A 13892-nucleotide genomic window follows, 5' to 3' on the forward strand; every position below is an offset into this window, starting at 1 on the left:
GCATTACTTTCCAGTATTTGCATTTTTTTAACTACTACCAGTGTTCGCTGGTTTTAGCGCAGTTTCTAACCAATTCGCTGTGGCATTATAACCAGCAACCGTTGAGTCTAAAAAAGCAAATCGCTGTCTTAAAGTATCTTCGTAATTTCTTAAACGCGCTTCTAAATTATCGTATTCGTCAGAGATATCTGTCAAATCTTCATTTAAATTTTTCTGTCGCTGCGTCAATGTACCATCGCTATCATTATAGCCTTCAATTAACGTGGTTAATTGATCGATGACACCATTAGGAGAAGCAAAAATTGCACCAACTTCATCGATATTATTTTCAAGGGCATCTGAAAGCATTTCAGAACCACTTTTTAACGAACCCGTTGCAACTTCTGATACTTTTAACACACCAAATTTATCGAACTGTATGCCCATATCACCCAAAGATTGAATATCTCCACTCATACCTGACACGGTATTAATTAAAACATTCTTTAATTGTCCATCCATCGAGCGTAAATCTGAATCAAACGCTAACTTACCAAACTTAGCAGATCCTAACACATCCATACTTTCAGATAAGGCATTAAATGCACTGACAAACTCAGTAATTAATTCTTTAGGCGCTTCTTGATCTTGAGCAATACTTAACGTTGCTGGGCCAGAGGCAGAAACATTGTTAGCAACAATAGTGACGTCTTCAATACTGTTTTTAAACTCATTGGTATCATTGGTGATGAAATTACCATTACCGTCCACTTCAATAATTGCATCTTGTGCATTACGGGTTACTGTTGCGTTTGTAGCCAAGCCATCAAGTGCAGCATCACCAGTAGATACAGAAAGCTCATTCGCCAAGCCAGTTTTCGTTGAGGTGTAGGTTAGGTATGTACCAGAGTCGCTGTTTATTAAACTTGCAGTAACACCAAAATTGCCACTTTCCGCATTAATTTTATCACGAATAGCTGATAGGTCATCAGCTGCATCAATGGTAACATCAAAGGTATCAGCACCAGCACCAAACGTTAAAGTACCAGCACCGACTGTTGTGGTAGAACTGGCATAGTCTTCTGTTTGAATACGAGTAGCTTGTGCGAGCTGAATTACTTCAATATCAAAACTACCGCTACTGGCAAAGCCATTGGTAGAAACAGTAATGTCTTCATTACTCGCTGAAATAATTTGCTTGCTAAAATCATCTATTGATGCAAGTTTATCAGCAACAGATTGGAAGGTAGAAAGGGCTGATTTGAAAGTGCCAAGACCAGAAAGCTCAGCCTTTACTCTGTCTTCTCTTTCTTGTAATCGAACTTCAGTGGGTATAGATTCAGCGGTGACAAAGGCTTCAATGATAGATTCAAGATCTAAACCAGAACCGACACCTGCAGACGTTATGTTCATAATACCCTCCTAAAATAAATGTAGATTATTGCAAAAAAGATAATTTACACTTTTTCATCAAGAAATATACCAGATTTAAGGTCAATATCTTGACGCAAACCTTTAATTTTTTGTGCTAATTCAATCAGCTCGTCAGATGGAAACTGTTTGATCAATTCATTACTTTCAGTATCAAAGACTTTAATAACCGTTTTCTCTGATTCTTCATCCATAGAGAAGTTTACATTACGATTATAAAGCTGCATAAACTCTGAAATTTCGTCTAAGGCTGTTTTTATTTCAGCGTTTGATTCTTCTTCTGTTTTAGCTTCTTGTGCTTCTATTTTCTTTTGCTGTAACTCTTCAATATCTTTTAGTTTAGCATAGTCGAGCTCAACAGCTTTAAGTTCAGCTTTTTTGGCTTCATCGTCTTTACTAACTTTCTGGGGCTGCTGGGCAAGTTCAGAGAATTGGTTTGATGGTCTTGCATCTGCTACAACTGCTTTAACCATAATTTACTCCTACTTTTTATTGGTAAAATGGCACTCATTGTGAGTGCCATTAACTATCTAAACTATAACTTACCTTTCGTTTATAATAAAGATAGTGCTATTTGTGGCTGCTGATTAGCCTGTGCTAACATTGAGCTTGATGCCTGTTGTAGTACCGTACTTCTTGCTAATGCAGCACTTTCTGCAGCGTAGTCAGTATCTTGAATACGAGATCTTGATGCTGATAAGTTTTGCGACGTATTATCATTACTACGAATGATAGAAGAGAAGCGGTTTTGCTTAGCACCTAAGTCAGCACGCGTGTCGTTTACCGTTACTAGTGCAGCATCAATTTTCGCTAAAGATGCAGATGCAGCAGTTGCAGTTGTCACACCTACGATGCTTGATAATACTGAAGCAGCGGTAAAGTTTTGACCGATACTTAAAGTAATACCTTGGTTATTATCAGCACCTACTTGGAATACTTTACCTGTGTAAGTACCATTTAATAAGCTTTCACCGGCGAAACCTGTATCTGTTGAAATACGCGTTAATTCTGTTTCTAACTCTTGGAATTCAGAATCTAGTGCTGTTCTATCAGCAGCGCTATTTGAACCGTTCAATGCTTGAACTGAAAGTGTACGCATACGTTGTAGTGTATTTGTGTACTCTTCTAAAGCACCCTCAGCTGTTTGCGCTAAAGAAATACCATCATTGGCGTTACGTGAAGCCTGGTTTAAACCGTTAATTTGTGCTGTTAAGCGACTTGATATTTGTAAACCTGCAGCATCATCTTTTGCACTGTTGATACGCTTACCTGATGATAAACGTTCGAAGTTTGTTGATAAGCTATTCGTTGAATTAGCTAATTGACGCTGTGAATTGATTGATGCAATGTTACTATTTACTACTAAAGCCATGATTACGCTCCTGGGAGAACCCATTCTAGTTAGTTAATCTATGAGGTTAGTTACATAACCAAGCCCCTTCTGAGAACTTTATCGGTAAATAAAAAATTAACTTTAAACTTTTTTAGAAAAAAAACTAAAAAGATATCAGGAATGAATTTAACCCATTGGTTTTTATATAAATAAAAAACACAAAAAAAACCCTCATTTGAGGGTTTTTTAATAAAGAAGCGATACTATTTGATTACTGTAACAACGATAACGCTATTTGTGGCTGTTGGTTCGCCTGAGCTAACATCGAGCTTGAAGCCTGTTGTAATACCGTACTTCTTGCTAATGCCGCACTCTCATGAGCATAATCTGTATCTTGAATACGCGATCTTGATGCTGATAAGTTTTGCGCCGTATTATCATTACTACGAATAATAGAACCAAAACGGTTTTGCTTAGCACCTAAATCAGCACGTGTAGACGTTACTATAGCTAACGCACTATCAATTGCAGCTAAAGCGTCAGATGCATGACTTGCTTCTGAAATACCATCAATACTTGATAAAATTGATAGTGCGGCAAAGTTTTGCCCAATACTAATTTCAATATTTTGACCGTTATCAGCACCTACCTGGAAAACCTTTCCTGTATAAGAACCATCTAATAAGTTCTCACCAGCAAAACCAGTATCTGTCGAAATACGCGTTAATTCCGTTTCAAGTTCTTGGAACTCAGCATCAAGTGCTTTACGGTCAGAGTCACTGTTTGAGCCGTTTAACGATTGTACTGAAAGTGTACGCATACGTTGAAGTGCATTGGTATACTCATCTAACGCCCCTTCAGCAGTTTGTGCTAATGAAATACCATCGTTAGCGTTACGCGCTGCCTGATTAAGGCCGTTAATTTGTGCAGTTAATCGACTTGATATTTGTAAGCCCGCTGCATCATCTTTCGCGCTGTTGATACGTTTACCTGATGACAACCTTTCAAAGTTAGTCTGTAGGTCATTTGTTGAGCCATTTAATTGGCGCTGTGCATTTAAAGATGCGATGTTACTATTTACTACTAAAGCCATTGCTATCATCTCCTAAAAATTAGTTAGGTAGTGGTTCTTGTGCTGATAACAACAAAGTGCTGAACCACGATAATCAAAAAAATTGACAATCACATACCTGCATACGTTGTGCCAACATTACAAATAATTAAATAAACTTAGGTTTTTCACTTGAACAAAGGTTTGCTGTGCGGCCTGTAAAGAGACTTTTGATTGTTCGAACTCTGCAATAGCTTTTGCGTAGTCCAAATCTTCAATGTTTGAGCGCCCTTTTTGTAGATAAAGTTCAGAATCAAGGTGATTGTTTTCTTGATTTTCAATAAGTTGCAATCTAATGCCTGCTGTAGTTTGATTCGACACAACTTGATTTAACGCCGAATCAATCTGACTTAGAATATTGTCGTAATCAACTTTATGTTGAGTAGGATCAGCTGGATTATTACCTTGAGAAATCCAATCAATCGCCTGTTTCATTGTTTCAAAAACACTCACGTTTTGCTGTGGTGTAAGATCAAAATTGTCACCCGGCAATGGGTTGCCGTCTATCTGAACTTCAACACCATTTGGTAAGGAAACGATTTGCCCTGGTGTGTAGCCGGCAATGTTAGCCATAACATCACCATCGGCATCAGTTACCACCAAATCAGTAGCGGTCACAAAATTAAAATTATAATCAGGGGGAAAACCAGCCCCCGGTGTCACATTATTTAAACCAGGGTTAATGATTTCAGCGCGGTTAACACGAATGCCTGAGTTATTGGTATTATATACAGCGGAATAATCACCAATAGTATTGGGTGCTTTCATAAATGCGTCGTCACCGGCTAAGTTTGTCGGTACATTGACACTTTTTGCAATTTGTAACTGGCGTTCTCCACTATCACCTTGATAAACTACCGAGTTATCCGGCTGAAGGCTAAAAGGCTGAACATCTATTTGATAACCAGAAAAAATATAGCCACCCGTTTCATCTTTCAGGTTAGCAATATCTAACATTTGCTCTAAGCTATCTTTCGCTAAATCTGCTAATGCTAATAAGTCAGAGTCCGATTGCGTACCATTTTGAACTTGAATAAAGCGCTGTTTAAATTCTTGCATGATATCGGTAGCATTTGCGAACGAAGTTTCAATCAAGCTATTACGACTTTCTGCTTGGGAAATATTACGTTTATACTTTTCAATATTCGCTAATTCATCTTTATAGCCCGTTAATGTGCCAAATTGTACGGCATCATCTTTCGCTGTTAATACTCGTTTACCACTCGAAATATAGCCAATTTGATCATTAACACCTGATTGCTTATTACTAAGTTGCAGGCTATTTTGATAATAAAACTGTGCTGTTGATACGCGCATAAATCCTCCTACCTAGCCACTGCTAACAAGGTGTCAAAAATAGTATTAGCCGTTGAAATAATTTGAGATGCCGCTTGATATGCTTGCTGGAAGCGCAATAAATTAGCGGCTTCTTCATCTAAATTAACGCCAGACGTTTCTTGGTTTCGGTTATAAGCTTGGGTAAATAACGCTTGAGCTGTATCAGCCACTAACTCGGCAGATGCTGCTTTTGAACCCACATTCGCTGTTGAAACACCTAAGCTTTTTGAAAAAGATTCCCTGCCACCATTAATAATCCCCTGCTCTTGAGTCAACGCCATATCTACAGCATTACTGCCATTACCAATACCATAAGCATCTTCAATAAAGAATTGTTCAGGTGCATTAGGAGCAGAACCAGAAGGCGTACCAGAAATATTGACCTGAAATTGAGCCGTTGCTGGTGCAGGAGGTAAATCAACGGTAAATGTTGCAGGAGGTGTAGGTGGCGTATACGGTATTGGCGCCGACGTCACGCCAAGTTTATCAGTAATCGTATAGTTAAACACACCCACTGGGTTTTCTAAAATATCAATCCGCATAGGCATTTCAGCACGAGCAGCAACAGGGTCAATCATGTTTACAATTTCTATTTTACCTGGGCTGACATTATTATCTGATGGTCTTATAGCCACAGGGGTTGCAGCAGCAATGGCTGCACCATCCGTAATCTGAGCTTCAATTAATGCTGCGCTATTTTCTGTAGGTCTTATTACAAAAGAATCATTTGCACTCGGGGCACCACCGGTTTCAACAAATTCAAAGCCGTAAGCTGTGGTATAAGTACCGCTACCGGGGGCACCTAAATTATCAACTGTACCTGTGGTCATATTACGCATTTGATAGTTAGCCCCATCAAAAGTGATTTGGAATTCATCAGCGGGCACTAAACTTATATCGCTTATCGATACTTCTGCGGTTAGCGAACCAGCATTAGAGGCTGGTGTTAATACACGTGAAGCCATTAATGTGGGTGAATTGATATCTGTGAATAAGTTGGCCCCTTGAATTTGATTTAAATCGAGGCCATCAGCTTGGCTAGCATTTAATGTTTCTGAAATGGCCATAGCTAAACGATCAATATCTCGTCTCGTTTGATCTAAATAATTATCACGAAAAGCAAATTTAGCGCCTAATTGTCCGCCAAGTGTTTTTTGCGACAAGGCTACAGAACCATTAGCGCCAGCAATTTCTAATGAGGTTTTATTCGGATCAGGGTCACCTGCCACTACATTCACACTTAACGGTGTAAGCCCGGCAACAAGTGTTGCACCACTCCCTATCATGACAGTCATCACACCGTTTTTATCCGAAACAGTGTTTACACTGGTAAATTGACTTAACTCAGTGATTAATTGGTCGCGCTTGTCTAATAAATCGTTAGGCTGCCCTGCTGCTCCGAAGCCTTTATTTTGTAATATCGATTCATTAATTTTAGCGAGCTCATGTGAAATTTCAGTAATTTTACTGGCAACTTGGTTGATTTCATTGTTGGTAGAGTTTTCAAGCTGATCAAAGTTTTTACTAATTGATTGTAAATCACTTGCGAGTATACCAGCTTGCGTTAGTGCGATGTTACGTAAGCCTAAATCGCTGGGGTTATCTGCGATACTGTTAATGGCAGTATAAAAACGGTCTATTGAAGAAGATACTTGGTTACCCGAAGTACTCATGATCTCGTTTAATTGTGTCAAGCTTGCATGTAGAGCGTTAGATTCACCGAGATTTGTACTATTAAGTAGTTGTTCTTTATATGAAAATTTATTATATAACCGCGTAATATCGTCCACATAAGTGCCTGAACCCAGGAAGTTTCCACCAAAGCTGTCACCTGAAAGAGTGGTTTGTTCAGCGCGTTGTCTGTTATAACCCTCAGTATTAACGTTGGCAATGTTATGGCCAGTTGTCGCCAACTGTTGCTGTGAAGATAGTAACCCACTAACCCCAGTTTGGTATAAATTAAACGACATGATTGACACTCCTACAGAGATAAAACAACTTAAAAATTAAGGTTTATTTACTTAATAAGCTGGTTACTCTACGTAGTGTCCCCATGATTTTTGTCGCATATTGAGGGTCCGTCGCATAACCGGCACCTTGTAAGCTATGCAGGAATTGTTCCACATTACCAACTTGCTGTAATGCGCCTTGATAACGGCTATTTGTTGACAAAAAGTCGACATAATCAACCGCACTTTCCATCAGGTTGTTATATACCCTGAACGGTTCGCGCTTTTTCACCATAGTACCGTGTTCGTATTCAAGGGTTTCTTTGTGAATTTTATCGCCGCTCCAGCGATTATCCGCTTTGATATTAAACAAGTTATTTGAACTAGTACCGTTCTCTTGTTGGATAATTTTTTGTCCCCAACCCGTTTCAAGCGCTGCTTGAGCAATAACCACTTCAAACGGTACTTTTAACTTTTCTTCAACCAACTTCGCTGGCGCAGTTAATGCGCTAACAAAATCTTCTGGCTGTTCAAAGTTCGCCTGAGTTGGCGTCGTGGTTTGTGCAGATGCCTCCGCTGAAGGCATTAGGTTATTGTCAGAAGTTTGACGATTTAAAAGCGAGTTAACAGATAATTCGTTTTTTTTCGCTTGCATATCGGCAAAGGTATTCGATTTAAACAAGGATTGCGGCGTATAGTTTTCAGAATCACCACCTAGTTGACGAACAATGAGATCAGAAAGCCCAAGTGAGCCATTATTTGATAATTCTAACGCTAATTGTTGATCATGCATGTCGCGATAAAACTTTGTTGACTCGCTATTAAACGGACTGTCAGACTCAAGTACTTCTTGTGCACTACGCATACTTTTAAGCAGCATTTGCATAAAAATCGCTTCAAATTGCTTTGCCGCTTGCGATAATGCTTGCTGCTTATCTTCTTTGTTAGTTTGTTTTGATTGCAAGCGAATATCATTTAACCCATTCAGGTCTAAATAATTTTGAGCATCACCTATTCGCGTATTCATCATGCAGCTCGCTAAGTTAAATAATAACCAACTCGCCGCGCAATGCGCCAGCTTGTTGCAAAGCTTCTAAAATGGCCATTACATCGCCGGGCCCGGCACCGACATTATTAACCGCTCTAACTAACGCATCCAAGGTAATACCTGGGTTAAAAACAAACATGCGATTATCATTTTGATTCACATCAACAATGGAAGTCGTTGTGATTGCCGTTTCACCTTCTGCAAAAGCGTCAGGTTGCGTAACTTCTGGGTTTTCATTAATGGTCACAGTTATACCGCCATGGGTGATAGCTGCTGGCAACAAACGTACATCCTTACCAATAACAATCGTACCGGTTCTTGAATTAACAATCACTTTTGCTGCTGGTGAGTCTGGCTCAAATTCAAGATTTTCTAACATTGATAGAAAGGTTACTCGTTGGCTCGCATCTCTTGGGGCAGTTACTTGTACTGATGTTGCATCAATTGCTCTTGCAATAAAGGTTGAAGGATCATTCGGATTCGCAAACTCACTATTAATGGCCTTTTCTAGGTTTTTTGCTGTCGTAAAATCAGAGTTACGTAAATTAAAGGTAATATGATCACCCATGGCAAAGGGAGAAACGACCTCTCGTTCAACTATCGCACCATTAGCAATGCGACCAACCGTTGGCGTGTTCACAATCACTTTAGATCCATCTAAGCCTTCTGCACCTAAACCACTGACAACTAAGCTCCCTTGCGCAACAGCGTAAGCATTTCCATCGATCCCCATTAGAATCGTTTGCAATAATGTACCACCACGTAAGCTTTGTGCACTGCCCATTGATGATACGGTGATATCTATGGTTTGTCCTGGCTTTGCAAATGCGGGCAAATCAGCGTGAACGGCCACGGCAGCAACATTTTTAATTTTGGGTTTTAAATTCTGTGGCATGGTAATACCGAAATTACTCAACATCGTTTTGAAACTTTGTTCAGTAAACGGGCTCTGTTCACCGGTACCTGGTAAACCTACAACTAAGCCATAACCGACTAATTGGTTATTTCTAACACCCGCCACATCGACTAAGTCTTTGACACGTTGAGCATTGGCGTTACATGTTGCAACTAACGCGAACACTACGAAAAATCGTTTTAATAAAACAGTCATGTTAATCACCTACTTATAATGGCCACCAAGAGCTGTTAAAGAATTTACTCAACCACCCTTGTTCTTGTACTTCAGCAAAGGTACCAGTACCCGAATATTGAATACGTGCATTTGCTACTTTTGAGGAAATAATGGTATTAGCAGAGGTTATATCTTGTGGGCGAATAACACCTGTTAAGCGAATATATTCATCCCCCTTATTGAGCGTTAACCACTTTTCGCCGCGAATCATTAAATTGCCATTGGGCAAAACTCGTAAAACGTGAACTGAAATATTACCGCTTAAACTATTACTTTGGTTGGCTTTAGAATCACCTTTGAAGTCAGAATCTTGATCTAAACCGAATTGCACAGAGTCACCGTTAAAAGTCAGCGGCGCACCGCCTAAACCGACAATAGGATTTAACGTATTGCTGTTTTCTTTCTTTAATTCTGTTTTGGCATTTTTTTGTGCTTGTGTATTTTCGTTTAAAATCACAGAAATTATGTCGCCAACACGGTGTGCTTTAGAATCTGAATAGATATTATTGACATAATTGGTACGAAATAAAGAGCCCGTAGGTACAACAGGCTGTTCCTGAATTTCAGGCTGAATGGGCGCAAAATCTGGATCATTAGGTAAGACTTTTGCTTGCTCTACACTGGCACAGCCCGTCAACGTCATCCATGTAACGAGTATCATAATTAACTTTTTCATGTGACGTCTCCTACTGATTATAACTGCTGATTGATATAGCTAAGCATTTGATCAACGGCTGAAATGACTTTTGAGTTCATTTCATAAACCCGTTGGCTTTCAATCAAGTTAACTAGCTCTTCGGTGGTATTAACGTTTGAGGTTTCTAATGCGCCTTGTACCAACATGCCAAAGCCTTCTAAACCGGGAACACCTTCTTGAGGCGCACCACTAACGGCTGTTTCAACAAATAGGTTTTGACCAATAGGCTCTAAACCCGTCGGGTTAACAAAGTTAACCGTATTAATTTGACCTATTACGGCTGGCTCTGCTTGCCCTTGTAATGTGGCTGATACTTCACCATCTTGAGACACAATAATTGATTGCGCATCTGGTGGAATGGTAATTTGTGGCTGCATTAAATAGCCAGCGCCAGGGGTAACAACATTACCTTCTTCATCCATGGTAAATTGTCCATTTCGTGTATAAGACAAACTACCATCAGGCATTAATATTTGAAAAAAACCTTCCCCTTGTACCATCAAATCAAGAGAATTGTCTGTGGTGATCATATCCCCTTGTGTATGTATTTTTTGGGTGGCAACCACTTTAGTGCCTGCACCTAACATCAAGCCTGATGGCATTTCAGTATCTTGTGCTGAACGGCCACCTGGTTGATTAATTGTTTGGTAGAGCAAATCTTCAAACACCGCTCGACTTTTCTTAAAGCCAACCGTGCTCGCATTTGCCAAGTTATTTGATATAACGGCAATTTCTTTTGTTTGCGCGTCTAAGCCTGTTTTACTGATCCACAATGCTGGGTTCATAAATCACCTCAATAATTCGTTAGAAAGCACGCAATAATGATGCGCTCGCTGAATCAATTTCTTCAGCGGTTTTCATAAGTTTTAATTGCATTTCAAATTGACGTTGCAAAGCAATCATTTCTGTCATTTCTGAGACAGGGTTTACATTACTAGATTCAAGCATACCGTTTTGAATCACCACGTTAACATCTGCATCTAATACGTTGTTTTGCGCAATATTATTAGGTTCTGCTTGTGCGTTTACTCGAAACAACCCGTCATTACCGCGCGTTAAATCTCTAACATCGGGGTTAACTAACTTAATACGTCCCACTTCTTCCTGTATTGAAGCTGGCGCGCCGGCGGGCTGAACCATAATTGTGCCATCTTTCGATATTTTGATGTTATTCACAGGCAAAGGTAAAAATACTGGTCCAGTATCTCCCATTACCAAATCACCATTAGGTGTTTGTAAATAACCTTCTTCAGTAATGGTTAAGTGACCGTCACGCGTATAGGCTTCTAGGCCGTCTTTAGCTTGTACGGCAATCATGCCAGGGCCTTGAACGGCAATATCTAAATCACGACCAGTGGTTTGTAACGCACCACTGTCAAAGTTTTGGCTAGCTTTTTCAGTCATGGAAAATACACGCGTAGGCAAACCTTCACCAAATGCTTGCATTGAACGTGCTTGCGCAAGATCGGCTTTAAAGCCGGTTGTCTTAGCATTCGCAAGGTTATTAGCGTTAATGGCTAACGCATTCATGTTTTGCTTGGCACCACTCATGGCGATATAAAGCATTTTATCCATGGTAATTTCCAATCCTAAAAAGTGTTAATGTATAAAATGCAAAGAGAGTGCCAACTAGCAAAAACAATAGAGGTATTTATACGAAGGGGGTGATATAAGAATTATGAGGGTATTTGGCAAACGTGAAAAGCCCTCAACACATGTTAAGGGCTTTCAAAAAATCAATAAAATTAAAAATTATCTGATTTGTAAAATCGTCTGGTTTAATTGGTTATCTACTTCCAGTGAACGCGAGTTAGCTTGGAAGTTACGCTGCGCTGAGATTAAATCAATCAGCTCAGTGGTTAAGTTCACGTTCGATTGTTCAAGTGCTGACGATTGCACGGTACCAAAAGTCCCTGTACCCGCTTCACCCGCTAACGCCTCACCTGAGCTAATACTTTCTTTCCACGATGAGTTACCTATTTGGGTTAAGCCTTGTTCATTAGCAAAGTTAACCAGCGCTATGCGAGATAATGGCTCTGAGGTGCCATTACTGTATGTTGCGCGAATTAACCCGTCGGTATCAATATCAATACCCGTTAATCGACCAACGGCTAACCCATCTTGTTCTAGCGCCGTCACTTCAAAATTAGAGGCAAACTGAGTCGGCTCATTGGCATTAGGGCCACCCGGATCTAAATTAAAGTCAATAGCAATGGTTTGGGTCGCATCGGCACCATTAGCTAATATACCCGCACCTAAAGGAAGCGAAACAATGCCGCCTTCTGCAGGTGTTGGTATCATAGAATCAAAATCACCAGAATTGGTAAAGGTTAACTGAGCACCGGTAATACCACCTGGTGCCAACGGGCCAGAAACGGTACCACCAACAGGGTTAGTACTACCACCAGCAGGATCTTCAATCGGTACTAATGTACCATCGACCCCAGTAAATACATCCCAGGTATTTGCCGCAGATTTGACAAAGTAGTAGGTCATTACATGGCTGTCACCTAAGGAGTCAAACACTGTCACAGACGTAGAGTGGTTATAAGTTAATGGGTCGGTATGATCAAAGTTACCCGGTGCACCGGTGATAATGGCATCCCCAGCAGGTAAATTCATGCGAATATCCACTTCACTGGTTTGTGTTGGCGCACCAGATGAAGTTGGAATACGAATAGGAGAAGCAGTACTTAAACTCACTGACGCCGAAGAGCCGTCAGCATTAACGGGGAAACCTAGTAGATGTTGACCTTGAGAGTTCACCACAAAGTTACTGTCGTTTAATTTAAACTGGCCCGCTCGGGTGTATGAGGTTTCTAAGCTACCAAGTTCTGGGACTGTGGCAAAAAAGCCATTACCCGTAATGGCTAAATCTAAAGCGTTATTGGTAAATTGAATACTGCCTTGAGAAAACTGTTGAGCAACATCAGAGGTTAATACCCCATCACCCACTTTGGTTTTACCCGCCGCTAATAATGACGATGCATACACATCAACAAACTCAGCTCGCGATTCTTTAAAGCCAACGGTGTTAACGTTTGCGATGTTATTAGATGTAACATCTAAATCTTTTTGTGCGGCATTTAAACCACTTAGTGCGATATTAAAAGACATAACTTCACCTCTTTTACTAAATCTTTTTTCAATACTGAAACAGGCTATTCGCCACGATTAACTTTCTGATACTTCAACAACATCTATGAGTTTCATGGTGCTACCACCATTTAAGTTCAGAACAATATTGCCACCTGATCCTGCTAACGTGACACTGTCTACTTTACGATACGTCATGGCTTGTAATTCGCTGGCTTCGCCATCAACTAGCCCTGCAATTCTAAATCGGTAAGCTCCTGTAGGAGCTTGCTCACCTATGGAGTTTTCACCATTCCATGTAAATGAAAATTCACCCGCATCAACGTTGCCAACGGCCACTGTTTGAATAATTTCACCTGCGGTGTTTTCTACATAAATATTGACATTACTAGCGGGTAAATCAGTCACTAACTTACCTCTTACTTCTTCACCTTCAGCTTTGCCAAAAATATTGTCATCAACCAGTACGCTTCGACCAACAAGTGATGATGCCTGTAATGCTTGACTAGACGACATAGAAGATGCAAAGTCAGTAAACTTTTCATTCAGTTTTTGTACGCCATCCGTAGTCGAAAATGCGGTCATCTGAGAAATCATCTCATTATTTTCCACAGGCTTTGTTGGATCTTGATGAGAAAGTTCTTTTGTTAATAACGCAAAGAAATCTTCTTGGGTAAGCATGCCATTATCATTTTCGTCAGACTTTTTGTAATCTTCCTGTTGCCAACGCATATATTCTAATGGGCTACCGCCGGTTACTGAATCCATAATTACTCCA

13 protein-coding genes are annotated in these 13892 nt (G+C 40.1%); all 13 read right to left on the minus strand.

Going from position 1 to position 13892, the window contains the following annotated elements:
• Positions 1 to 27 precede the first annotated feature (27 nt).
• Complete coding sequence (gene fliD, locus BI291_RS17890) at positions 28 to 1392, minus strand: flagellar filament capping protein FliD (protein WP_074500715.1); 1365 nt, start codon at positions 1390 to 1392, stop codon at positions 28 to 30.
• Positions 1393 to 1436: 44 nt separating this feature from the next.
• On the minus strand, positions 1437 to 1883 hold the full coding sequence (locus tag BI291_RS17895) for a flagellar protein FlaG (protein ID WP_074500717.1): 447 nt from the start codon (positions 1881 to 1883) through the stop codon (positions 1437 to 1439).
• 80 nt (positions 1884 to 1963) lie between these two features.
• A complete protein-coding gene (locus BI291_RS17900) occupies positions 1964 to 2782 on the minus strand; it encodes a flagellin (protein ID WP_074500720.1) in 819 nt (272 codons plus the stop codon).
• A 232-nt stretch (positions 2783 to 3014) separates the two neighbouring features.
• Positions 3015 to 3836 carry a flagellin gene (locus BI291_RS17905; protein ID WP_074500723.1) on the minus strand — a complete coding sequence of 274 codons (822 nt, stop codon included), beginning with the start codon at positions 3834 to 3836 and terminating at the stop codon, positions 3015 to 3017.
• Positions 3837 to 3953: 117 nt separating this feature from the next.
• A complete protein-coding gene (gene flgL / locus BI291_RS17910; RefSeq protein WP_074500725.1) occupies positions 3954 to 5171 on the minus strand; it encodes a flagellar hook-associated protein FlgL in 1218 nt (405 codons plus the stop codon).
• A gap of 8 nt (positions 5172 to 5179) precedes the next feature.
• Positions 5180 to 7162, minus strand: coding sequence for a flagellar hook-associated protein FlgK (gene flgK, locus BI291_RS17915; protein ID WP_074500728.1), 1983 nt, complete (start codon positions 7160 to 7162; stop codon positions 5180 to 5182).
• A gap of 43 nt (positions 7163 to 7205) precedes the next feature.
• Positions 7206 to 8171, minus strand: coding sequence for a flagellar assembly peptidoglycan hydrolase FlgJ (gene flgJ, locus BI291_RS17920; protein ID WP_083602171.1), 966 nt, complete (start codon positions 8169 to 8171; stop codon positions 7206 to 7208).
• Positions 8172 to 8184: 13 nt separating this feature from the next.
• Entirely contained in the window at positions 8185 to 9300 is a 1116-nt protein-coding gene (locus BI291_RS17925; protein WP_074500733.1) for a flagellar basal body P-ring protein FlgI, read from the minus strand.
• Positions 9301 to 9313: 13 nt separating this feature from the next.
• Positions 9314 to 9997 (minus strand): flagellar basal body L-ring protein FlgH, encoded by a 684-nt coding sequence (flgH, locus tag BI291_RS17930; RefSeq protein WP_074500736.1) that lies wholly within the window; start codon positions 9995 to 9997, stop codon positions 9314 to 9316.
• A 17-nt stretch (positions 9998 to 10014) separates the two neighbouring features.
• Entirely contained in the window at positions 10015 to 10803 is a 789-nt protein-coding gene (flgG, locus tag BI291_RS17935; RefSeq protein ID WP_074500738.1) for a flagellar basal-body rod protein FlgG, read from the minus strand.
• A 19-nt stretch (positions 10804 to 10822) separates the two neighbouring features.
• Entirely contained in the window at positions 10823 to 11593 is a 771-nt protein-coding gene (gene flgF / locus BI291_RS17940) for a flagellar basal-body rod protein FlgF (protein WP_074500741.1), read from the minus strand.
• Between the two features lie 177 nt (positions 11594 to 11770).
• Positions 11771 to 13135: a flagellar hook protein FlgE gene (gene flgE, locus BI291_RS17945; protein WP_074500743.1), complete on the minus strand. Its 1365-nt coding sequence runs from the start codon at positions 13133 to 13135 to the stop codon at positions 11771 to 11773.
• A 57-nt stretch (positions 13136 to 13192) separates the two neighbouring features.
• Positions 13193 to 13882 (minus strand): flagellar hook assembly protein FlgD, encoded by a 690-nt coding sequence (locus BI291_RS17950; protein WP_074500746.1) that lies wholly within the window; start codon positions 13880 to 13882, stop codon positions 13193 to 13195.
• Between the last annotated feature and the right edge of the window lie 10 nt (positions 13883 to 13892).

It is taken from the genome of Thalassotalea sp. PP2-459, assembly GCF_001913705.1.
Classification (GTDB): domain Bacteria; phylum Pseudomonadota; class Gammaproteobacteria; order Enterobacterales; family Alteromonadaceae; genus Thalassotalea_C; species Thalassotalea_C hakodatensis.